The following is a 21,696-nucleotide window of genomic DNA, read 5'->3' on the forward strand; positions in this document are numbered from 1 at the left end:
CCTGCCTTCAGTTGAGGTCGGACAGGAATCGCTGCACGGCGGCCTCCTGTCGCCTGAGCCGGTGGCCTTCAGCGACGGTGAGGTGGGGGTGGGCGACGAACCATGCCTCCGCCGGGACCTGGTACTTGACGATGAAGTCCTTCACGTCCGGCGAGGTGATGCCGGGCCAGCCCTCGACGTTGCTGAACAGATAGTCCATGAACTCAGGGATCTTGGTGGCGAAGTCGTCGATGTACGGGTCCCACTCACCGTCGAAGGCGGTCGCGAACAGCAGCTTGGTGTCGTTGTCGATGAACACGAACCGCATGTTGTGCAGGGTGCCGACCTGACCGGCGCCCGCCAGGTTGCCGCCGACCAGCCTGAAGAACTTGCGGAGCCGTTCGGCGCCGTGCGGCTTCAGCGGCAGGATGGTCGTCAGCTCCGACACCTCGCCGCTCTTGGCGCCGATCCGGCCGGCTGTGGTGACGGCGTGCTCGGCCATCTCCTCCTTGTCGGCGACGATCTCGGCGACCTTCAGCTTGAGCGCGATCTTCGCGTCCGCGAGCGTCGCGTCGACCTTCTCGCGGACGGTCTCGGGCAGCTTCTGAAACTTCGCGTGCAGGTCTTTCTCGCTCATGGCACCTCTCCTTGGGGGCGGACGATAAAACACATATCGCCTCAAATAGGCCTTGGTGAGATGGCGTGCAAGCGAGACGAGATCACTTTCTGACCATCTCCGCATAACTGATTACATCATCAGTTTGCCAACTCCTGCTTGTCAATGCGCCACCCGTGAGCGGCCGCATGACGTACGCCACTATGGGACAGATTGACTCATAGTTATTCTGTGAGTCACTGTGTCTCACAGATGGCCCACCAGGACCACCGATCACTCGAGGGAGTTCCCTATGGCGGATCACTTCTCCGGACCGCGCATCCTCTTCGACCCCGCGTCCGACGTCGCCGACGTCTTCGCGTTCCCCAGCCCGGACCGGCCCGGCTGCCTGGTGCTCGTCCTCGACGTCTTCCCGGCCGCCGCCCCCACCGCGCTGTTCTCCGACGCGATCACCTACCGCTTCCGGGTCCGGCCGGTGGCCCGGGTCGCCGAGCGCGCCGCGTTCACTGTCGGCGAGACCGAGTACGGCCTGGACTTCACCTTCGCCGCGCCCGCCCGGATCCCCGGCAGCGGCGAACCGGTTCAGATAGGCACCTGCACAACGCCGAGCGGCGAGCAGGTCCTCCTCCAGGTCGGCGACGAGACGCCCACCGAGGCCGAAGGGCTGAGGATCTTCGCCGGACCGCGGCTCGACCCGTTCTTCATCGACCTCGCGGGCGTCCTGGCCACCGACGCCACACAGAAGCTGGCCTTCCGGCCCGGCGCGGCCAACATCCTCGAAGGAATGAACGTGCTGAGCATCGTCGTCGAGGTCGACTCGGAGGTGGTGTTCGGTCTGGACAGCGGCCCGCTGCTCGGCGTCGTCGGCGAGACCGTGACCTCCGGCGGCCGCCCGGTCCGGCTGGAGCGCATGGGCCGGCCCGAGATCAAGAACGTCGTCCTGGCGAGCAAGAGCTACGACCCCGTAAACAGCGACCTGGAGATCCGCGACCTCTACAACGAGGAGGACACCTTCGCCATACGGCCGGACTACGCCGGGACCTACCGGGCGCGGTTCAACGCCAACCTGGCCTTCTTCGACCGCCTCGACGGCGAGCTCGTCTGGCCGCCGGACGACCGAGGCGCCCACCCGCTGACGGAACTCCTCCTGGCCGACTTCCTCGTCGTCGACATCTCCAAGCCGTTCGCCGAGGACAGCTGCTTCGAGATCGAGACGGCACTGCTCGCCGGACGCCCCCACAGGACCTGCGGCGGCCGGGCACCCAACGACGACATCGTGGACACCCTCTACACCCTCCTGGTGGGCGGCGTCGACGGCCCGCGCATCAGCGACGGCGTCGACCACGCGACCCGGCCGGCCGCGCACACATTCCCGTACCTCGTGGCCCCCAACCCGAACCCGCCGGACCTCATGACGGTGATGACCGCGCTGCTCGCCCCGCCGGAGCTGGAGGAGGGAGCGGCATGACGGACCGGCCCGTACGCACATCCGTACCCACCGACCAGGAACCGGTCACGACCAACGGCACCCTGGCCCTGGTGAACCTGTCGGCCCAGATCGACGGCGTGGCGGCTCCCCTACGCCGGGCCGGCTCCGCCGCGCCCCACGCCGTCGCCCAACAGGCGGTCCTGGTCGATCTCCTGACCCTGCGCGGACACCTCCTGGGCCGCGTCACCGACTACGAGCAGGCCGCGCAGCTCTCCGAACAGATGGTGCGGAACGCACCCGACGACAGCGCCGCCCTGCTGGCCCGGGCACGGGCCCGCGCGACCCTGCACCGGTTCGCCGAGGCCATGGCCGACCTCGACGCGGCGGGCGGGGCGGGTGCGGCGCAGTCCACCCTGGACGCGGAGAGGGCGGTGATTCTGCAGGCGGTCGGTTGTCATGCCGAAGCCCATGCCCTGCTGCGGAGCGCGGCCCCCGACCAGTCCGACTTCACGATGCTGTCGGCGCTGGCCTTTTTCCAGGCGGAGCGGGGCGAGACCGCCGAGGCGGAGAACGTGTTCGACGAGGCGCGCGCCGCGCACCGGGGCGTCTCGCCCTTCCCACTCGCCCAGCTGGAGTTCCGGCGCGGGGTGATGTGGCTGCGTGAAGGCGATCTGCCCGCGGCGCGGTCCTGGTTCGACGCGGCCCGGCGCCGGGTCCCGGGCTACGCGCCGGCGGCCGGTCATCTCGCCGAGGTCGACCTCCTCCTCGACGCCCCCGAGACCGCGGTCGCCCGCCTTCGCCCGCTGGTGGAGACGAGCGACGATCCCGAGTACCCCGCACACCTCGCACTCGCCCTGCGAGCGGCCGGCCGCCCCCAGGAGGCACGGCCGTGGCGGGACCGAGCGGCGGAACGCTACGAGGAACTGGTGACGCGCCACCCGGAGGCGTACGCCGATCACGCCGCCGACTTCTGGCTCATGGTCGGAGGCGATGTCGACCGAGGGCTCCAACTCGCACTCCGGAGCCTGGTGATGCGCCAGACCAGCCGCTCGTACGCCCTGGTCCGGAGCGCCCAGGAGGCAAGCGAGGGACTGGACCCACGACGCCTCCGGGCCCAGACACCCTGCGACTAGCATATGAGGCAACTCGTCTCACACGAAGGATGACGCATGCCGGAGGAGCGAGCCGATCCACGCCAGGTGCGCAGCCGCGAGGCCATGGTGGCCGCGGCCACCACGCTGCTCACCGAGGGCGGCCTGGAGGCCGTCACGCACCAGGCGGTGGCCGCCCGTGCCGGGGTCGGCCGGGCCACGGTCTACCGCCACTGGCCCGACCTGCTCGGTCTCCGTCTGGCGGCACTGGAAGCCGGCATGCCGCCCCTGTCACCGGCGCCCGCGAACGTCGGGGCAGCATCCGGTGCCGAACCGCGCGCCGAGCTGGTCCACTACCTGCGACAGCTCGGCGAGCGACTCGACGACGCGCAGGCCGGGGCCGTTCTCGCCGCAGTGCTGGGCGGGGCGCAGTACGACGACGGAATGCAGCACCTCCGTGAGACCCTCCTGACGCAGATGGTCGACGCCCTGCGCCCCGCCATCACCATGGCCGTCGACCGAGGCCACCTGCGCGACGACGTCACGGCCGAGACGTTCGCCATGTCCACCGTCGGCCCGTTGGTCTACCAGCGATTTCTCGTGGGTGCCCGGCTCGGTTACGACACGGTGGACTCGGTCGTGGATGCGGCGTTGCGGGCATGGGCGCCGTAACGGTTATCGACCGGAACCCCTGGTGGCAGGGTAGGGCCGCTTCACCCGCTTCCCTCCGGTCGGCCGACCTGTACAGCACTCGGCCGACTCCACTACGTTGACGACCAGAATCGGGCTCGTCGACGCGTTGGTGGCTGGGAGGCGCGTCTTTTCGACGTGCCTGATGGAGATATCGGTGTCGTACCGCTCCCTGCTGCGCCTTGCAGGTGCCGGCTTCTTCCCCCTGGGATTCCTCGGCCGCCTGCCCTACGCGGCCTCAGCCCTCTCCACCCTCGTCCTGCTCCAGGCGGCGACTCACAGCTATGCCTTCGCCGGGGTGGCCAGTGCGGCCCAGAGCATCGCCACCGCGATGAGCGGCCCTCTGCTCGGAGCTCTGGCCGACCGCTACGGTCACCGATCCGTCGGAGCCGCCGCCGCTGTCGCCAACTTCGCCGCCTGGGGTGCGTTACTGGCGGCAAGCCACGGCACGCGGGAAGGCATGCTCGTCGCAGCCGCACTCGTAGGCCTCACCCAGCCCCAGGTCGCGCCTCTCGTCCGCGTGTACTGGTCTCGTCTGATGCGCTCGCGCAACGAGCACCATCTGCTGTCCACGGCTCTGTCCTACGAAGCCTCCGCCGACGAGATCAGCTTCGTCGCCGGACCCGCGCTCGTCGGGCTGCTCGCCTCGGTCAGCCCACTCGCGCCCTCAGTCGTGATCATGTTTCTGATCGCGGCATGCACCCTCCCCTTCGCCCTCCGCCACGTCGACGGCATCACGCGGCAGCCTCCGTCTGTGGAGCGCGGGAGGCCGCACCTGCCGCGCCGTCCGCTGGCGGTCATGGTTGTGGCGATGGCCGCGATGGGAGGGATCTTCGGTGCGGTCCAGACCGCCGTCACCGTGTACGCCGACGCGATCGGCAAGCCCGGCGCCTCGGGGCTTCTGTACGCCGTGTTCGGCATCGGCAGTGCCCTGTCCGGCTTCGCCTGCGCCTGGCTCCCGCAGCGTTTCTCCCCGCGGCTGCGCTACGTCTCGTTCGCCGCGACTCTCTTCGTGGGCATGCTGGTGCTCTTCCTCGGCGCCCGGACCGGCTCCTTCCCGGTCGCCATGGCGTTGGCGAGCTTCACCGTCGCCCCCTACATGATCAGCTTGTACGCGTTGACCGAACGACTCGCTCCCGCCGGGCGGGCGGCGGTCGCCATGACGGTCCTGTGCGCCGGCGGCCCGCTCGGGACAGCCGGCGCACAGGCCGTGTCCGGCGGACTCGCCGAGACTCACGGCGTCCCCGGTGCCCTCCTGGTGGCCCTTACCGTGGCGGCGGGCGCACTCCTGCTCGCGCTCGTGACCTTCCTGGCCGACCGGGAAAGAGGCGTCTGGCTCGTCGACCGCGCCCCCGACCCTCAGGCATTGTCAGCCTCTTGAGCCCGGCAGGTGCAGGAACTGCAAGGGGGGTGATGGGGATCGTACGGCTCGGATTCCTGGTCGTTGTTCTCGGCGGAGGGCTCGCTCACGGCTCCTCCTGCGCCGGTTCGGGGTGCTCAGCCCACGGTGGACTCGTGCTTCTTCTCTCCGGCCGCGGCGAGCCGGCCCTCCTGCTTCGCCGCGCGGGCCGGCAGTTTCGCCCCTTCGATGTCGACGTCGGGGGTGATGCGGTCGAGCGGGCCGGGCAGGCCCCAGGCGCGGTGGCCGAGCAGGGCCATGGCCGCCGGGACCAGGGTCATGCGGACCACGAACGCGTCGACGAATACGCCGAACGCCAGGGCGAAGCCGATGGACTTGATGATCGGGTCGTGGTTGAAGACGAAGCCTCCGAAGACCGCGACCATGATCAGCGCGGCGGCGCTGACGACCCGGCCGCTGCGGGCGAAGCCCTGCGTGACGGCCTCGGCGGCGTCGCCGGTGTGCTCGTAGTGCTCCCGCATCCGGCTGACGAGGAACACCTCGTAGTCCATGGCGAGTCCGAAGAGCACCCCGATGAGGAGGACCGGCAGGAAGCTGGTGACCGGCCCGGCCGAGGGGATGCCGAGGATCCCGTTGAGGTTGCCGTTCTGGAAGACCCAGACCGTGGCCCCGAGGGACGCGGCGACGGACAGGAGGAAGCCAAGGGCTGCCTTCACCGGAACCAGCAGGGACCGGAAGGCGATGGTCAGCAGGATCAGCGCCAGGATCACGATGATGGCGATGAACAGCGGCAGCGCGTCGGACAGCTTGCCCGCCACGTCGATCGCCGCGGCGGTCTGTCCAGCGATGTAGAGGGTGCCGCCCGCCTTCTCGACGGTGGTCGCGTTGTCCCGCAGCCGGTGCACCAGGTCGGTCGTGGCCTGCGCGTCGGGGCCGGTCTTCGGGACGACGGCGATGACGGCGAGGGTGGCGTCGGCATTGGTGACCGGCGCGGCGGCGACGGCCACACCGCGGTCGCTCGCCAGCGCCGTCCGCAGCTGCGTCACGGTCGCAGTGCGGCCCGCGGCCGGCACGCCGTCGAGGTCGACCACGGCCGTCAGGGTGGCGTTGAAGCCGGGCCCGAATCCCTCCGTGAGCAGGTCGTAGCTCTTGTGCTGGGTGCTGTCGACCGGCTGCGAGGCGTTGCTCGGCAGCCCGAGGCGCAGGTCGCGGGCGGGGACGGCAAGCGCGAGTAGACCGACCACGCCGGCCAGGAGGACGAGCAGGGGCTTACGGGTGACCGCACGCGCCCAGGCCAGACCCCAGGCGCCGGGGGCGCGTTCGGTCGTACGGGTACGGCGGCTGCGTGGGCGCAGTCGCTCGCCGAAGAAACCGAGGGCGGCGGGTACGAGGCTGATGGCGACCAGGACCGCCAGCGCCACGGTGGCCGCAGCGGCCAGGCCCATGACGGTCAGGAACGGGATGCCGGTGACCGCCAGCGCGGTCAGCGCGATGATCACGGTCGCTCCGGCGAAGACGACCGCGCCGCCGGCAGTGGCCACCGCCCGCGCGATCGAGTCCTCCACGTCCTGTTCGGGGTCGGCGAGTTGCTCGCGGTGACGGGAGATGATGAACAGGGCGTAGTCGATGCCCACGGCCAGCCCGATCATCAGGGCGAGGACGGTGGCGGTGGACGTCATCTCGACGTAGCGGGTCATGAACTCGACGCCCAGGACACCGATCGCCACCCCCACCAGGGCGGTGAGCAGCGGCAGTCCGGCCGCTATGAGCGAGCCGAGGGCCAGGGCCAGTACGGCGAAGGCGATCACCACGCCCACCACCTCGGCCGGTCCGCCGACCTCGGTCTTGGCCTCCATCGCCGAGCCCCCGAACTCGACTTCGAGACCGGTGTCTCGTGCCTGGTCCATCGCCTCCGACAGCGCGTCCTTGGACTTCTCGGTGACGTCGCCGGCCTGCTGGCGGAAGTGGACGTCCGCGAAACCGATGCGCAGGGACTGGGAGACCGTCTTGGCCTTGAGCGGGTCGGAGACGTCCATGACACCGGGCACCTCGGCGGCCTTCTTCAGGCTCGCCTCCACGGCCGCCGCGGTCTTGGACTCGGTCAGCGTGCTGCCCTCGGGGGCCGCGAGGACGACCCGGACCACCCCGCCCGCCGCCTCGGGGAACTTCTCCTCCAGCAGGTCCTGCGCCTTCTGGGACTCGATCCCCGGCACCGAGAACTCGGTGGTCGCCTTGCCGTGCAGGGTGATCCCGAGGCCGCCGACCACGGCGAGCAGCAGCAGCCAGACCGCGACGACCCTGCCGCGACGGCGTACCGCCCACCGCGCCCATGTGTACAGGCGTGAGGCCATGCCGATATCCCTCTCTTCCACGGTTGTCCATAGCTCGACGCACTACACCGTAAGGCATTTTTACTCTTGACTGTAAATTCGCAGTCGATGGTAAAGTGGTACCCATGATGAGCGAAGGTCTGCGGGAACGTTCCAAGGCGCGGCGCAGGGAAGCGATCCTCCGGGCGGCATACGAACTGTTCGCCGAGCGCGGTTTCGAGGCGACGACGATCGCCGACATCGCGGCGGCGGCCGAGGTCTCGCCGCGCACGGTCACGCTCTACTTCCCCTCGAAGCTGGAGCTCGCCACATCCCACTTCGACGCGGTCGCGGACCGGCTGGCCGGCGCCCTGCGAGAACGGCCGGACGGGCAGACGACTCTTGACGCACTGGAGATCTGGCTACGGGCCGAGATTGCCCAGCACAGCGATCTGGACCATCTGCACGACCGCATGCTCGACCTCAACCCGCAGCTGCGGGCCGTCACCAATGCCCGCCTCACCGAGGTGATCCAGGAGGGCGCCCGCATCCTCGCCGAGGAACGGGGCGATGCCCCCGACGACTTCGGCCCCCGCATGGCTGCCGCCGCGGCGGCAGCGGTCATCAGCGAGGTCTGCCATCACGCGCAGGAGGCCAACATCGACAAGGCGATCGCCTTCCTGCGGGCCGGACTCCACACGCTCGACACCGCCTAGTCCACCCCACACCTTGCCGAACAAGGTCTACTGTGAAGGGGCCGACGTATGCCTCTGCCGAAGCCGAACCCCACCAGCACCGCGATCGTGACCGGCGCCTCGTCCGGCATCGGCGCGGACCTCGCCCGCGAACTGGCCCGACGTGGCCACGGCGTCACCTTGGTGGCCCGGCGTGAGGACCGCCTGCGCGATCTGGCGGCCGAGCTCTCTGGCAGCGTCCGAGTCGAGGTCATCGCCTGCGACGTGGCCGACGCGGAGCAGCGCGCACGGCTCTTCGACACGGTGGCCGAGCGGGGCCTCACAGCGGACATCCTGGTCAACAATGCCGGCATCGGCACCATCGACGCGGTGGCCAACTCCCCGGTCGAGGCCGAGATCGCCCAGGTGCGGGTGAATGTCGAGGCGGTCATCGACCTCACCACCCGCGCGGTGCAACAGATGGTGCCGCGCGGACGCGGCGCGATCCTCAACGTCGGGTCCGTGAGCGGCTTCATTCCGCAGCCTGGGCAGTCCGGTTACGCGGGGACGAAGGCGTTCGTGCAGCGGTACAGCGAGGGCCTGCGCGCGGAGCTGGCGGGTACGGGGGTCACGGTCGCGGTGCTCTGTCCCGGTCCGGTGCACACTGAATTCGCCCAGGCCGCGGGCCTGGACAGCGACGGGTACCCGCCGTTTCTCTACATGCCGTCCCGTGAGGTGGCGAGGATCGGCGTCGATGCGCTCGACGGTGACCATGGTGTGGTCGTCGCCGGTCTGGCCATGAAGATCGTCAGCCGGCTGATGCGGCTGGCTCCCCAGCGCCTCCTGCTGCCCGCGCTCGTGCGGCAGAACCCGGGTCTGAAGCGGGTTCGCGCCTGACCTTCCCGTGCGCGGACCCGCGTGGTCGAAGTGGCGGACACGGCACTGACATCCGTGGCGCTGACCGGTGGCACACCCTCTTGCGATCCGACACGGGACCTCCTGGCCAAGCAGGGCATCGCCGAGGGCGGCGGCCGGGCGCTGCCGGACTGGAGTACGGGGTCGGCGCTGGAGCTGCGACCCCGCCGAGGCCGCCCCCTTGGCGCGGCGGCTCAACGACTTCTCCGCCGACCTGTCCGCCGGTCACTCGGGGCGGCTCGGCTGGTTCGCCACCGTGCCCATGCCGGATGCGGCCGCCTCCGCGGCCGAGGGCATCCCTCCGTTCGCCGCCGACTTCCTGCTGGACACCCGCCGGTGACACCGGGCGCAGTCCGCTGGACGTCCTGGACGACTTCCGTGCGGCGGGCGTGGCCGCCATTGAGATTGCCCACGGCGACGGCCTGGCCGGCTCCGGCATCAACTACGGGATCGGCGCCCACACCGACTGGGAGTGGATCGAGGCCGTCACCGACGTCTCCGTCCACGCGGTGCCGACCACGCTGCTGCTGGAGTCCTACGGCGCTACTTGCGTCTGGGTCACCGACTCCGGCGGACGGCTCACCATGGACGGTGTCCGCGACCGCTTACGCGCCTACCGTGAAGTCCTGGAGTCAGCCACGGAGTTGGAGAGTGGCGCGGTCCGCGTGGACGCCTCCCTCGCGGGCCAGGGTGCCGGCGCGGGCAACTGCCCCCTGGAGGCGTTAGTCGCGGTCGCCGACCTGATGGGCTGGGGGCACGCGTGCGAGCTGTTCCCTCTCATGGACGCTGCCGACGATCTCGTACGACTGCTGCAGGACCGCGAGGTGCGGGTCGACCGCGAGACGCTCAGCCTCGGCTACGCGGGCGTGTACTCCCGCTTCCCGCGGCACGCCGAGACCGCCGCCCGGTACGGGCTCGACGCCCGCAGCATCCTGGTCGAGGTCGGCCGCCGGGGCATGGTCGGCGGCCAGGAGGACATGATCACCGACATCGCACCGGGCCGGTCAGTCGTCGGGGGTGCCTGCACCGCTGAGTGAGGGCACGGTGTCCTCGCGGCGGGCGAGGGAGAGGCCTCCGAGCCGGAACTGGTCGAGCTTGTCGATGATCGTCTGACCGACCGGGGTGTGGCCCCAGATGCTGATGCCCCGGTGGGTGCTGGGCTGCCAGGTGGCTTCGTCGATGACGATGGGGTTCCAGCCGACCTCCCATTCGAAGCCCGACGGGGTACGGGCGTAGTAAGAGAGTTCCTTGTCGTTCGTGTGCTGGCCCACCGACAGGGCCATGTCGAAGCCGAGTTCGTGCACGCGGTCGTAGCTGCGGGCCAGGTCGTCGAGCGAGGCGGCCTGGATGTTGAGGTGTTGGACGCGGGTGCGGATCGGGTCGATGGGCAGGCCGCGGACGGCAGCGATCGCGATGGAATGGTGGCGTTCGTTGACTCGCAGGAAGCGGACCTTGAGCTTGACGCCGCTGATGGCCTCGTCGATGTAGTCGGTGAGACGGGCGTCGAAGACGGTACTGAAGTAGCCGCGCAGCTGCGTTGGCTTGGTGGAGGTGATCGCGATGTGTCCCATGCCGGAGTCGCCGGTGACCCAGCCTGAGGCGAGCATGCGCAGTGGTTCGGAGGCCATGCGCGGGGTGGTGTAGATCTCCTGGGTGACGCCCTTGGGCCCGGGGAAACGCAGTAGGCGTTCGACGCCGCGCAGGGCCGCTTCCTCAGCCGTGCCCTCGGCCACGGGGACACCGTGGGCTCGTATCCGGGCCTCGATCTGCTCGAAGCCGGCGTGGTCGTCGATGTGCCAGCCGGTGGCCACGACGTCCTCGGCTGGGCCGCGTCGAACGAGGAATCGGCACTCCTGGTCGTCGAGGCGGAAGCGCATCAGGTGCGAGTCCACCGCGTCGTGGTGCATGCCGATGGCGTCGGCTCCGAAGCGGCGCCAGTCGGTGAAGCGGTTGCTCTCGATGACGATGTAACCGAGATGAACAGCGCCGAAGACAGAAGTGGTGGTGTTCATCGGCGGCCCGCCAGGAAGTCGGCGCACAGGCGGTTGAAGAGGTCGGCTCGTTCGAACTGCACCCAGTGGCCCGTGTTGGCGACCAGGTAGAGGTCGCAGTTGGGCAGGCGATCGGCCAGCATCTGGGCGCCGGAGGGCCGGTTGACCTTGTCGGCGGAGCCCCATAGGACCAGGGTCGGCACGGGCAGCCGGGACAGGCGGGCGTCGCGCGTGAAGTCCATCTTCCACAGGGCGCGCAGCGACTTCGGACGCCTGAGTGGCGGGTTGGCGACGACCTCCGGGTCGAGGCTGTCCCGGTAGCGCGCGTCAATGACGTTGTCGGGGACGTCGGCGGCGTTGAAGACGAGGTACTGGCGGATGAACTTCTCCAGCTTGAGCCGCGAAGGTCCCTCTCCGGTGTAGTAGTTGAGCAGGCTGTTCAGGCCGGGGGTGGGCAGGGCGCGGGTGGTGCCGATGCCGCCGGGCCCCATGAGGACCATGTGGTCGACCCGGTCCGGGGTGTCCAGGGCGAGGCGCAGGGCGCAGGCGCCGCCGTAGGAGTTGCCCACCAGGTGGGCCTTGTCCAGACCGAGTTCGTCGAGCAGACCGCGGATGCCTGCGGCGAGGCTGCCGAAGGGGTCGGCGGGATCGATGCCCTTGGAGCTGCGGCCGTAGCCGGGCAGGTCGGGGACGATGACCCGGTGTTCCTTGGCCAGGTTCGCGATGTTGCGGCTGTAGTTGGAGACGCCGGAGGCGCCGGGTCCGCCGCCGTGCAGCAGCAGGACGGGAGGGCCGTCCCCGGTTTCGGCAACGAAGATCTTCTTGCCTGCGACGTCGAGCAGGGACTCCCGCATCGACGGCAGTTCGGTGTGCGTGGTCATGACGGTCCTTACCGGGTGAGGGAGGCGGATTTGTGCGGTGAGGGGGCGAATCCGACCGGGGGCGGCGGGAGTTCGGCACCCGCGGGAGCGGCGGCGTAGACGTAGCCGTCCGGGCGCAGGACGAGGGTGGTGACGCGGCGTTTGGCCATCCAGGGCAGCAGGACCCCGGCATCGTCGACGAGGGTGCCCTCGGCCGGGCGGGAGCCGGCGGGCGTGACGTTGAGCGCGGGAATGCCGAGGTGTTCCCATGCGGGCTGGGGCGCGGGCAGTCCGCCGTGCAGGAGCAGCCACCGGCCATCCAGGGCGTCGTCCAGGCGGGCCCGGCTACCGTCGGGGGTGGTCACCCAGGGCTGCGGTATCTGGTGCCCGGTCGCCTTGGTGCGAGGGTGGGCCTGGAAGCCATCGGCGTAGTGGGCTACGGGGATCCAGTTGGAGTCCTGGAGCCATTGGCTGAAGCGTGGGACCCGGTTCACGACGGGCAGCACGGAGTCGCGGACCCGGGTGACGGCCGAGCGTCGTTCGGTGATGATCCGCCCGACGAACACCGCGCGTCTGGTGATCTCTTTGACGTGCGGTTTGCGTTCGGCCTCGTAGCTGTCCAGCAGGCTCTTCGGCAGCTCGCCGCGCAGGACAGCATTCAGCTTCCAGCACAGGTTGGCCACGTCCCGCACGCCGGCGGCCATGCCCTGGCCGATCCACGGCGGCATAGCGTGGGCCGCGTCCCCGGCGAGGAAGACCCGCCCCACCCGGAAGCGGGCGGCGAAACGGACGTGGTGGCTGTAGACAGTCGCCCGAAGGATCTTGATCTGGTCCCGGCCGATCCCGTACCGCGCCACCATCGAGTAGATCGCCTCGTCGGTGGTCAGGTACGTCTCGTCGTCACCGGGCAGGATCGGGAACTCCCAGCGGTGGTGACCGAGGGGCGTCGGGCAGTCCACCGCTGGGCGGGCCGGGTCGCAGCGGAAGCGCAGCCGGTCGTGGTCCGGCCAGGGCTTGAGCATCTCGGTGTCGATGACCACCCAGCGATCCTCGTAAGTCCGTCCCTCGTAGCCCACATTCAGCTGTGCGCGCGTGAGGCTGGAGCCACCGTCGGCCGCGATGACGTACGCGGCACGCAGTCGTCGTACCGAGTCGTCGGTGGTACCCACCACCGTCAGTTCGACGCCGTCCGCGTCTGGGCGCAGCCGCACGCACTCGCGGCGCAGCAGCACCTCCACGTTCGGGTAGCGGCCGACTCCCTCACGCAGTATCTGCTCCAACGCCGGCTGGTAGATGAACATCTGAGGCGGGTGGCCATGGCCGCGCGGTGTGGGGTGCGCGCTGATGAAGGCGCGGCCCCTCGCGTCCACGAAGTCCAGCGGCCGATCGGCCAGCATGTCCCGCTTCAGCCGCTCGGCCAGGCCGACGCGCTGCCAGACCCGCACGACCTCCTCGTCCGTGGAGATCGCCCGGGCGCGGGCGAACACCTCCGCGTCGCGCTCCAGCACGACGACCCTGAGGCCCATCGCCCCGAGCAGGTTCGCCGCGGTCACTCCCGTCGGCCCGTAGCCGATCACTGCCACGTCGTACGTACTGCTCTCGCTGCCCTCGGCTCTGTCCTCGGCATTACCGCTCACCAGGCCACCTCACTGTCGTCGTCCCTGACGGCTCTTGCTGTAGCGCTCATTCCAGTTGGAATGGACGCTACGGTAAGCTGGTGGACAGATACGGTCAAGGGCTGACGCGACAGGAGGGGCATCTTCATGACCAGGTCGCAGACAACGCGCAAGAAGCGTGCGAACGGGGTGGAGTCGCGGCAGCGGATCCTGGATGCCACCGTGGAGATCGCGGGCGAGCGCGGGTACGAAGGCACGTCCATCGCGGCGGTCAGCGCCAAGTGCGGACTGCCGGCCAGCTCGATCTACTGGCATTTCAAGGACAAGGACGACCTGATCGCCGCGGTCATCGAACGCAGCTTCGAGACCTGGCTCGCGGCCGTCGAACTGCCGGGTGAGGGGTCGGGTACGCCCCTGGAGCGGGTCACGGCCATGGCGGCGAACGTGGCGAAGTCACTGGTCGACGCGCCGGACTTCCTGCGCCTGGGCCTCATGCTCGCCCTGGAGCGGAGGCCCACGGAGCCCCGGGGGCGGACCGCGTTCCTTCAGGTCCGCGGCATCGCGAGCCAAAAGATCACCGAAGTCATCCGGACTCTGCTTCCTGACCTGGACGAAGGCGCCGTGCACACCCTTACGACCTATGCCGTCGCCGGCGCCGACGGGCTGTTCGTCCAACGGGAGATCAGCGGCGACGCCGTCGACCTGGTGGCCATGTTCGAACTGCATGCGCGACTGGTCTACGACGCGGCCATGCGCATGGCAGCGGGGGACTCGGGGCGCCCCTGACGTCGATGACCTTCGCGCGGGCCCGGTCTGCCGCGGTGGGCTCCAGGCCCTCGCTCTCCGCGGCGGCGATCGCATTGACCGCGATGTTGGTCTTGACGCCGCCAGGATGGACGCACGTGACGTGGCCGTCGCTCGGGTTGACCCCGAGAACCAGCTGGTAGTCGCGCGACTCGCTGTCGAGGAAGGCACGCCCGGCACCGATACCGGCGTTGTTGTAGATCTGATGGACCCACCGAAGTGCTCGGCAACCGTGTGCGCGTAGGTCTCGAACGCGACGGCGTCGCTGACGTCCAGCAGTTGTCGATCCACGCGCGCACCGAGTGCCGCGACCTGGTCGTCCGTCTCCCGCAGGCCGATGGGATCGATGTCCGACACGGCGATGCGTGCTTCGCGGCGCGCGAGCTCCAACGCGCGACGGTGATGACACTCTGGGCTTCCGCGCTACTGCGTTCTATGCAGTAGCCGGCGCCGAACCGATGCGGATGACCGGCACACTCCGCTCCACGGAGTAGGCGTGGACGGCCGTCAGCACCGTCCGCTGGTCGGCCACGATCCCGGCGACCTGCTCGGACTTGAGCAGGTCGTCCATGGCGGCACGGCTGTCGGCTCCGACGACGACGCTCGCGTGATAGCGGCGGAAGGTCGGGTTGTCGTGACAGACGCCGAGCGTGGGGTGCACGAACCGCGACCAGGGCAGGAAGGTGTACGTCCGCAGATCCTGCGCGCCGGCCTCGTGGAGCGCCGGGCCGATGCGGTCATGGACGAATCGCCGGAAGGTCCGGCCGGTCACGCCCCGGCGCCGCCGCAGCAGCAGAACCGTGCGATGGCCTACGGCGTCGTCGTGACCGTCGCTCCACCAGCGGCCGCCGCCCGGGCCAGTGACCTGTCCCAGCACCCGTTCGAAGACGTTCTGTTCGTCCAGGTAGACCTCCCGCATGTGCATCGGCATGCCTAGCGCCGCGGCCGTGCTCCCGAAGCGGACCTCGGCCACCCCGTCGCAGCGCCAGCCCGGCGGGATCATCGTGCCCACCGTGGGGGACGACGGCCAGTAGCCGTGATCGGTGGGCGAGAAGTGCCGCTGCACGTACTCGGCCATGTTGGGCAGCCGCCCGGCGATCTCCGCGTGCGGCCCGGACCAGTACCCGAGGGCTGTCTCCCTCGGCAGATCCGCGCGCAACCAGACCGGGGACATGTAGGAGGTGGTCTTCACAGGTCGGCTCATGTCTACTCCTGTACGGACTGGCGGGCGGCAAGCCCCAGGCCCGACCGGGCGCTTGCCGCTCGTTGGGCGCACGCTCAGCGCAGCGCGCCCCGGATACGGTCGATGACGTACAGCGGGTCGGCGGGCACGGTGTCTCCGCGCCACGCGACGTGCTGGTCGGGTCGTACGATGACCAGGCCCCGTTCGTAGAGGGCGCGGGCGTGCGGGTCCCGCACGTCGACCACCTCCAGGGGGACGCCGCGTTCGGCGGCGGCGGCGGTGAGCGCGGTGACGTCGTGTTCGGTGAAGCGCAGCAGGGTGAAGCCGGCCGAGTGGAAGAGGTCGAACAGCGCGCTGCCGTCGGCCAGCAGGACGCTCGGCGGCCGCGCTCCCGGCCAGGTGCTGGGCACGTACTCGTCCATCCTCTGGCGTGGTGCCCGGGCGCCGGGTGCGGTATCGGGGCAGACGGCGGGTGAGCTGTCGTAGCGGTAGCCGAGTTCGATGCCGAGTGCCTCGTTCTCCAGGTTGCCCAGGTCGAGAATCTCGCGGCCGACGCGCTGCCGGGTGCGGGCGCCGAGCCAGCGTTCGCTGTGCAGTTCGGCCCGGTTGGCGGTCATGATGGCGGCCCGTACGAGGGCGTGCCGGGCGGCGGCCTGCCGGTTGCGCAGGGCCACGGCCCGGCGCTCGTGCTCGTAGGCCGCCAGGAGGTCGGGGGCGCCCCAGCCCTGGAGGACCGCGGCGAGCGCCCAGCCGAGGCCGATGGCGTCGCCGACGCCGGTGTTCATGCCGTAGCCGCCGGTCGGGGTCACCTGGTGGACGGCGTCGCCCCCGAGCCAGACACGACCGCGGCCGAAGGAGTCGGCGACGGTCAGGCGCGGTGTCCAGGCGTTGGCGACCAGCACGTCCGCCTCGAACCGGCACCCGAGTCGTTCGAAGAGGAACTCACGCGGGTCGATGCGGTCGGCGTCGGTGCCCAGGCCCAGCGGGGCGTGGAGGGTGAAGGTGTCGCCGTCGTTCTGCGAGATCAGAGTCCAGCCGTCCGGGGACTGCAAGTGCCAGACGGTGCCGAACCGGTTCAGGACCGTCGGGTCCTTCGTGGTGAAGTGCACCAGGTAGAAGCGGCCGTCCGCCGGTCGTTCGCCCCGTTCCCGAAAAGCGCGGGCGAGGGCCGCCACCGTGCGGGGCAGGCCGATCTCCTTGACGACCAGCTTGCGCAGGTCGATCTCGTCCAGGCCGATCCCGAGCTGTCTGCGGGTGCGGCTGCCGGCGCCGTCGCAGCCGGCGAGATAGCGGGCGCGGACCGTGCGGCGGCTCGTGCCGTCGGCGGAGACCAGGTGGGCGGTGACGCCGTCGGCGTCCTCCTCGAAGCTCTCCAGCCCCCACCCGTACCGCACGGTCACGTGCTTCGCCCGGTCCAGCAGCAGGTCCCGGAGCGCCGGTTCGAGGATGACCTGGGAGACCCGCATCCAGGGCTCCAGGGGCGCTGTGCCGTCGTTGCGCTCGCGGTTCTTCTCACGCATGTCGTCGACGCTGGGGTACTCGAAGGAGGCCAGCTCCCAGCCGGCCGCGTTCGTCGCCCACGTCACCTTGGTACGGCGGTCGGCGGGGATGGCGACTTTGCGCAGGTCGTCGGCGACGCCGAGGCGGCGGTACAGCTCCATGCTGCGGCCGTTGGTGACGTCCATCTTCGGATGCCGGGTGGTGGAGGCGTTCCGCTCCACCAGGAGGGTCTGCACCCCGTGCTGCTCCAGCTCCAGGGCCAAAGTCAGGCCGACGGGGCCCGCCCCGACCACAAGCACCGCGGTCTGCTCGACCGTCGGAGGTGTTGGCTTGCTCATCTCGTGGCTCATTTCTGGAGGAGGGCGATCAGGTAGGCCACGACGAGGACGGCCGAGAGGATCGCCGGTGCCGCCGCGGGCAGCCGGTCGCCGGCGCGCAGGTGCGCCAGGACCGCGCCGGCGAGCAGGAGAAGGAGGCCGGCCGCAGCGGCGATCCCCAGGCCGGTTATCGCCCATCCGGCGAAGAGGCCGAGAACTCCGGCGAGTTCGAGCGCGCCGATGACGCGGTAGCCGCCGACGGTGAAACCCAGATGGGCGGCTCGCTCGGCCATCTGAGCCGTCCCGAGCAGCTTTCCGGCGCTCAACATCGTGAACCACAGGGCCAGAAGACAGGTGAGGATGGTGTCGAGGGCGCTCATGTCAGTCGGCCGCCGGCGTGACGATGCGGCAGGACACGGCGAAGTCGCCGAGCCTGCGCGCCACTTCGGCCTCGACCGCCCGCGTCCGCAGAGTCACGGTGACCGTCACCGTTCCGGAGTCGGCATCGGCGCGGATCTCCTCGACGTCGTCGAGGTCGACGAGGGCTTCGGCCAGCACACGGCGGGTGGCGTCGGCACGCAGCGGGAGCTTGTAGGGCTTGCCGACCGCGGTGACGGGCAGGGCGTCGAGGACGCGTACGGCCTTGGGGGCGGCGGCCTTCTCGCCGACGTGTTCGGCTGCCCAGGCGAGGAGGTCGGCCTCGCTGACCATGTCGTTCCCGACCGTCACGTACGCCACCGGCACCTCGCCGGCGCGCTGGTCGGGCTGGCCGACGGCCTGGGCACCCGTGACCGCGGGGTGCGAGAGCAGGGCGTCCTCGATGACCTGCGGGTCGATGTTGTGGCCGCCTCGGATGATGAGGTCCTTCGCCCGCCCAGTGAGGTAGAGGAAGCCGTCCTCGTCCAGGTGACCGAGGTCGCCGGTGTCCAGCCAGCCGTCGACGATCTTGCCCTGTCCGCTGATCCGGTAGCCGTTCTCGTCGCGCCCCTCGACGTAGCCCGGGAAAACGGTGGGCCCGCTGATGAGGATGACGCCCGTCTGCCCGGCAGGCAGTTCCGCGCCCGTCGCGGCGTCGACGATGCGGATGTGCTGGTACGGCATCCGCTGCCCGACCGATCCGGGCCGGCGGACGTCCAGGAAGCTGCGGACGCTGGCGCAGGTCGCCTCGGTCAGGCCGTACCCTTCCAGCAGCGTGACGCCGGTAGCTGTCTCGAAGCTCGTCCGCACGCCCTCGGGCAGCGCGGAGGCGCCGACCACCGCGCCGCGCATCGAGCTGATGTCCGCCTCGCCGACGGGGACGGTGGCCAGGACGGCGTACACGGTCGGTACGCCGCTCATGGTGGCGATCCGGTAGTGCTCGACGATGCGCCAGAACTCACCGTAGAGCGCGATGTCCCGGTAGCCGAGCGGGCCCGCCCACACGACCCGCTGGCCCCGGAACAGAGGCGCGAGCAGCGTGACGACGAGCGCGTTGACGTGGAAGAGCGGCAGCGCGGCGAACACCACCGAGTGCTCGTCCAGCAGCGAGTTGGCCGCGATCGTCCAGGCATCGGCGATCTCGTTGGCATGGGTGTGGGCGGCGAGTTTCGGAGCCCCGGTCGTGCCGCCGGTGTGGAAGAAGGAGGCCAAGTCCGCGGCGGTGGGCGGCTCACCGAGGAACCGGTCGCGCGGGCAGTCGGCCGCGACGTCGGTGAGGTACCCCACGGTCGCGTTCCCCGCCTTCGGCAGTTCCGCCGCCGTCGCCTCGGCGGCGGTCGGGCGCAGCACCAGAACGTGGTCCACCAGCCCTGCCTCGGCCAGCGCCGCGCTCGTCGCGAACGCCTCCGCGTCCAGTTCCGGGGACGCGGTGACGACCACGCGGGCACCGGAGCGACGGATCAGCTCGGCCACGTGGTCGCGGGCGAGCGCTGGGTTGATGGGCGTGACGATGCCGGCGAGCTGGGCCGCCAGGAGGGCGGTGAGCAGTTCGTCGCAGTTCGTCGAGAGCAGCGCGACGGTGTCGTGGCGGCTTATGCCGAGCCGGTGCAAGGCGTTGGCCGTCTGGTGGACGTCGCCGAGCAGCTCCGCGTAGGTGCGCTCTTTGGGCGTGCGCCAGGACGCGGCGTCGGGCAGGACGGTGAGTGCGGTCCGGTCGGGCCAGTTCTCGGCCGCGCGGCGCAGCAGCTCGTACGAGGTGGCGGCCAGGCCGCGTTCGGCGAGCGGTGTGGCCTCGATGGCGGCCAGGTCGTCGGGCTGGTCGTAGCGCGGCCACGTCATGCCGGTGTCAGTGCTGGTGGTCACGCGTACCTCACCTTGTTCTGCTGGATGCCGAGGTCGACGGTTCCGTCGGGGGTGCGGATGGACAGCTCCACCACGTCACCGTCGCGGAGGTATTTGTCGTTCTTCGCCTGGGCTTTGAAGAACGCCTTCCACTTGGCCGCGGGGGGCAGGAGGGAACCGATGATCTCCACCACCTTCGGCGGGGCCTTGAGGGCCGTCCCGCCGGGTGTGCCGGTGAGGATGAGGTCACCGGGGGCCAGGGCCTGGAAGCGGGACAGTTCCTGGAGCGCCTGGAGCGGGTTGTAGATCATTTCGGCGAGGTCACTGTTCTGGCGGATCTCGCCGTTGACCTTGAGGACGAGCCTGAGCTGGGAGAGCCGGTCGAGTTCGTCAGCGTCGAGGAGGACGAGGGAGGGGCCGACCGGCGTGAACGTCGGGTAGGACTTGGCCTCGTAGAACTGGGTCTTGGGCAGCTGGACGTCGCGGGCGGAGATGTCGTTGGTGATGACCAGGCCGGCGACGTGATCCTTCCAGTTGGCAGCGGTCACGGTGGCGCCGACCTTCAGCGGGCGCCCGATGACGAGGCCGAGTTCGATCTCGTAGTCCAGGAAGCGGACGTGTGCGGGCTTGACGATCTCGTCGTACGGGCCGCTGATCGACCCGGACGTCTTGCGGAAGAAGGTCAGCGGGACGGTCGCGGGGTCCATACCCGAATCGCGCACGTGGGAGACGAAGTTGGTCATCTGCGCGACCACCCGGCACGGCGCGGTGACCGGGGAGACCGGCTGGAGCGTGCTGATGCTGCGCGCCTGCGCGGACGACCCGCCCGAACGGGCCGCGCTGACTGCCGTCAGGTCGGCCAACAGTTCGGCGGTCGTGGTCGCGGTGGTGTCGACGGGGACGGCTTCGCGCCCGTCGAGCGCGACCCACCAAGAGTCGGAGGTACGGAGAACGGTGATACTCACGAAGAAGCCACTTTCAGAAGGCCGCGCAGGCGGTCGAGGTCGAACTCGTTGTCGTTCTTTCGCAGAGAGCTGAGGATCGAGCGCAGTTCGGCCAGCGACTCCCGGCCCGGGGCGATGCCCAGGAAGTCCTTGGTCGCCGGCGGCCCCCACTGCGCGAGGCCGGAGGCCGTCATGGGGGCCCAGCCGGGTTCGAGGGTGCTGTCGAACATGTCGCCGTCGGTGAAGTGCTCGACGAGGAAGCCGTCGGGGTCGCGCCAGTAGTCGAATATCTGGCTGCCCTGGATATGACGGCCGATCCCCCAGGAACGCCGGTAGCCCTCCCTCAGCAGGTACTGGCCCCCGGCGGCGAGCGCGTCGAGGTCGGTGACCTCGTACGCCGAGTGCACATACCGGTTGGAGGGCCCCAGCGTCAGGGCAAGGGTGTGGTGATCGGTGAGCGTGCCGCCGCGGTCACAGCGGATGAAGCTCATGGTCGGGCCACGCTCGCGCTGCCCCTCGTAGTAGAGAAAGTCGCTGACGATCAGGCCGAGGCGCTCCAGGTACCAGTCCAGCGTGCGCCGGTACGTCGTCGACTGCAGGACGACATGTCCGAGGCGCCGCACGCCGGCCGGTTCACGCGGTGGCCGCTGGGTGCCGTTGACCCGGTCGATGTCATCGCCGAAGTTGAACCGGTGTGGATCCTGCCCCGACAGAGCGGGCAGCTCGTCCGTGTCGGCGACCACCCGCACCCGCAGTCCATCGGGGGCGGACAGCTCGATCACCGAACCGCCCAGCGCATCGGGCAGTGGATGCACCCTGGCGCCGAGCGCGTCTCCCAGTCGTAGCAGATCGCGGGTGTCGACGGCCCGGAAGGCCGGCCCCAGAAACCGTGATCGCCGGCCCTTGCGGATGATCACGCATGGGGCTCCCGCTTGGGTGCCCCGCAGATGAAGCTCGCGACCGTCGCGGTAGGACGTCGCGAAGCCGAACGCCCTGCCGAAGACCTCGGCACGGTCCAGGTCGGGTTTGGAGAACTCGAGCCACGCGATGTCGTGGACCTTGATCAATGGGTTCGCCGCGCGCCCCGGATGCTCTCCAGGCAGCGCGCCCTGCTCGGAGTGCAGGTCGTTGTGGGTACCGGGGTGAACAGCCATGGTCA

Annotated in this window: 19 protein-coding genes and 1 pseudogene; 9 read left to right on the forward strand and 11 right to left on the reverse strand. The window is 70.0% G+C overall.

Annotated features, from left to right (window positions below):
* Positions 1–7: 7 nt before the first annotated feature.
* Positions 8–616 (reverse strand): hypothetical protein, encoded by a 609-nt coding sequence (locus MB828_RS13090; protein ID WP_301648285.1) that lies wholly within the window; start codon positions 614–616, stop codon positions 8–10.
* A gap of 271 nt (positions 617–887) precedes the next feature.
* Between MB828_RS13090 and MB828_RS13095 the strand changes: the two genes are divergently transcribed.
* From MB828_RS13095 to MB828_RS13110, 4 genes are all read left to right on the forward strand, one after another.
* Complete coding sequence (locus MB828_RS13095; RefSeq protein ID WP_301648286.1) at positions 888–2,063, forward strand: DUF4331 family protein; 1,176 nt, start codon at positions 888–890, stop codon at positions 2,061–2,063.
* On the forward strand, positions 2,060–3,157 hold the full coding sequence (locus tag MB828_RS13100) for a tetratricopeptide repeat protein (RefSeq protein WP_301648287.1): 1,098 nt from the start codon (positions 2,060–2,062) through the stop codon (positions 3,155–3,157). Before MB828_RS13095 ends, MB828_RS13100 begins: the two co-directional genes overlap by 4 nt.
* Before the next feature lie 36 nt (positions 3,158–3,193).
* Positions 3,194–3,787, forward strand: coding sequence for a TetR/AcrR family transcriptional regulator (locus MB828_RS13105; RefSeq protein WP_301648288.1), 594 nt, complete (start codon positions 3,194–3,196; stop codon positions 3,785–3,787).
* Between the two features lie 175 nt (positions 3,788–3,962).
* Positions 3,963–5,186 (forward strand): MFS transporter, encoded by a 1,224-nt coding sequence (locus MB828_RS13110; RefSeq protein ID WP_301648289.1) that lies wholly within the window; start codon positions 3,963–3,965, stop codon positions 5,184–5,186.
* A gap of 116 nt (positions 5,187–5,302) precedes the next feature.
* Here the strand turns inward: MB828_RS13110 and MB828_RS13115 are convergent, their stop codons facing one another.
* Positions 5,303–7,516: an MMPL family transporter gene (locus tag MB828_RS13115; protein WP_301648290.1), complete on the reverse strand. Its 2,214-nt coding sequence runs from the start codon at positions 7,514–7,516 to the stop codon at positions 5,303–5,305.
* Between the two features lie 104 nt (positions 7,517–7,620).
* On the opposite strand from MB828_RS13115, the gene MB828_RS13120 reads away from it, so the two are divergent.
* From MB828_RS13120 to MB828_RS13135, 4 genes and pseudogenes are all read left to right on the forward strand, one after another.
* Positions 7,621–8,190 carry a TetR/AcrR family transcriptional regulator gene (locus MB828_RS13120; protein ID WP_301648291.1) on the forward strand — a complete coding sequence of 190 codons (570 nt, stop codon included), beginning with the start codon at positions 7,621–7,623 and terminating at the stop codon, positions 8,188–8,190.
* Positions 8,191–8,238: 48 nt separating this feature from the next.
* Positions 8,239–9,045, forward strand: a complete 807-nt coding sequence (locus tag MB828_RS13125; protein WP_301648292.1) for an SDR family NAD(P)-dependent oxidoreductase — start codon at positions 8,239–8,241, stop codon at positions 9,043–9,045.
* 199 nt (positions 9,046–9,244) lie between these two features.
* Positions 9,245–9,403: a hypothetical protein gene (locus tag MB828_RS13130; protein WP_301648293.1), complete on the forward strand. Its 159-nt coding sequence runs from the start codon at positions 9,245–9,247 to the stop codon at positions 9,401–9,403.
* Positions 9,404–9,443: 40 nt separating this feature from the next.
* Positions 9,444–10,100: pseudogene (locus MB828_RS13135) on the forward strand (hypothetical protein); the annotation flags it as partial.
* Here MB828_RS13135 and MB828_RS13140 read toward each other — a convergent pair.
* Genes MB828_RS13140 through MB828_RS13150 form a run of 3 tightly spaced genes read right to left on the reverse strand, consistent with a single transcriptional unit; the run spans position 10,068 to position 13,551 of the window.
* A complete protein-coding gene (locus MB828_RS13140) occupies positions 10,068–11,075 on the reverse strand; it encodes a VOC family protein (RefSeq protein ID WP_301648294.1) in 1,008 nt (335 codons plus the stop codon). The pseudogene MB828_RS13135 and the gene MB828_RS13140 overlap by 33 nt on opposite strands.
* A complete protein-coding gene (locus tag MB828_RS13145; protein WP_301648295.1) occupies positions 11,072–11,935 on the reverse strand; it encodes an alpha/beta fold hydrolase in 864 nt (287 codons plus the stop codon). Before MB828_RS13145 ends, MB828_RS13140 begins: the two co-directional genes overlap by 4 nt.
* A gap of 8 nt (positions 11,936–11,943) precedes the next feature.
* Positions 11,944–13,551 carry a bifunctional 3-(3-hydroxy-phenyl)propionate/3-hydroxycinnamic acid hydroxylase gene (locus tag MB828_RS13150; protein WP_301648296.1) on the reverse strand — a complete coding sequence of 536 codons (1,608 nt, stop codon included), beginning with the start codon at positions 13,549–13,551 and terminating at the stop codon, positions 11,944–11,946.
* Positions 13,552–13,677: 126 nt separating this feature from the next.
* Between MB828_RS13150 and MB828_RS13155 the strand changes: the two genes are divergently transcribed.
* Entirely contained in the window at positions 13,678–14,316 is a 639-nt protein-coding gene (locus tag MB828_RS13155) for a TetR/AcrR family transcriptional regulator (protein ID WP_301648297.1), read from the forward strand.
* Positions 14,317–14,767: 451 nt separating this feature from the next.
* Here MB828_RS13155 and MB828_RS13160 read toward each other — a convergent pair whose 3' ends face one another.
* The 6 genes from MB828_RS13160 to MB828_RS13185 all read right to left on the reverse strand — a co-directional run bounded on the left by MB828_RS13160 (position 14,768) and on the right by MB828_RS13185 (position 21,691).
* A complete protein-coding gene (locus tag MB828_RS13160; RefSeq protein WP_301648298.1) occupies positions 14,768–15,538 on the reverse strand; it encodes a hypothetical protein in 771 nt (256 codons plus the stop codon).
* Between the two features lie 74 nt (positions 15,539–15,612).
* Positions 15,613–17,355 carry an FAD-dependent monooxygenase gene (locus MB828_RS13165; protein ID WP_301648299.1) on the reverse strand — a complete coding sequence of 581 codons (1,743 nt, stop codon included), beginning with the start codon at positions 17,353–17,355 and terminating at the stop codon, positions 15,613–15,615.
* 8 nt (positions 17,356–17,363) lie between these two features.
* Complete coding sequence (locus MB828_RS13170; protein ID WP_301648300.1) at positions 17,364–17,714, reverse strand: DoxX family protein; 351 nt, start codon at positions 17,712–17,714, stop codon at positions 17,364–17,366.
* A 1-nt stretch (position 17,715) separates the two neighbouring features.
* Positions 17,716–19,614, reverse strand: coding sequence for an acyl-CoA synthetase (locus MB828_RS13175; RefSeq protein WP_301648301.1), 1,899 nt, complete (start codon positions 19,612–19,614; stop codon positions 17,716–17,718).
* Complete coding sequence (locus tag MB828_RS13180; RefSeq protein ID WP_301648302.1) at positions 19,611–20,558, reverse strand: fumarylacetoacetate hydrolase family protein; 948 nt, start codon at positions 20,556–20,558, stop codon at positions 19,611–19,613. Before MB828_RS13180 ends, MB828_RS13175 begins: the two co-directional genes overlap by 4 nt.
* Positions 20,555–21,691, reverse strand: coding sequence for a VOC family protein (locus MB828_RS13185; protein WP_301648303.1), 1,137 nt, complete (start codon positions 21,689–21,691; stop codon positions 20,555–20,557). The genes MB828_RS13180 and MB828_RS13185 overlap by 4 nt, the downstream gene beginning before the upstream one ends.
* Positions 21,692–21,696 lie beyond the last annotated feature (5 nt).

The sequence above is a fragment of the Streptomyces arenae genome, assembly GCF_022343545.1.
GTDB lineage: Bacteria > Actinomycetota > Actinomycetes > Streptomycetales > Streptomycetaceae > Streptomyces > Streptomyces humi.

Coding starts and splice junctions, on each gene's coding strand:
- MB828_RS13090 (WP_301648285.1), bottom strand. CDS start 616: ATGAGCGAGAAAGACCTGCACGCGAAGTTTCAGAAGCTGCCCGAGACC.
- MB828_RS13095 (WP_301648286.1), top strand. CDS start 888: ATGGCGGATCACTTCTCCGGACCGCGCATCCTCTTCGACCCCGCGTCC.
- MB828_RS13100 (WP_301648287.1), top strand. CDS start 2,060: ATGACGGACCGGCCCGTACGCACATCCGTACCCACCGACCAGGAACCG.
- MB828_RS13105 (WP_301648288.1), top strand. CDS start 3,194: ATGCCGGAGGAGCGAGCCGATCCACGCCAGGTGCGCAGCCGCGAGGCC.
- MB828_RS13115 (WP_301648290.1), bottom strand. CDS start 7,516: ATGGCCTCACGCCTGTACACATGGGCGCGGTGGGCGGTACGCCGTCGC.
- MB828_RS13120 (WP_301648291.1), top strand. CDS start 7,621: ATGATGAGCGAAGGTCTGCGGGAACGTTCCAAGGCGCGGCGCAGGGAA.
- MB828_RS13125 (WP_301648292.1), top strand. CDS start 8,239: ATGCCTCTGCCGAAGCCGAACCCCACCAGCACCGCGATCGTGACCGGC.
- MB828_RS13140 (WP_301648294.1), bottom strand. CDS start 11,075: ATGAACACCACCACTTCTGTCTTCGGCGCTGTTCATCTCGGTTACATC.
- MB828_RS13145 (WP_301648295.1), bottom strand. CDS start 11,935: ATGACCACGCACACCGAACTGCCGTCGATGCGGGAGTCCCTGCTCGAC.
- MB828_RS13155 (WP_301648297.1), top strand. CDS start 13,678: ATGACCAGGTCGCAGACAACGCGCAAGAAGCGTGCGAACGGGGTGGAG.
- MB828_RS13160 (WP_301648298.1), bottom strand. CDS start 15,538: ATGAGCCGACCTGTGAAGACCACCTCCTACATGTCCCCGGTCTGGTTG.
- MB828_RS13165 (WP_301648299.1), bottom strand. CDS start 17,355: ATGAGCAAGCCAACACCTCCGACGGTCGAGCAGACCGCGGTGCTTGTG.
- MB828_RS13170 (WP_301648300.1), bottom strand. CDS start 17,714: ATGAGCGCCCTCGACACCATCCTCACCTGTCTTCTGGCCCTGTGGTTC.
- MB828_RS13185 (WP_301648303.1), bottom strand. CDS start 21,691: ATGGCTGTTCACCCCGGTACCCACAACGACCTGCACTCCGAGCAGGGC.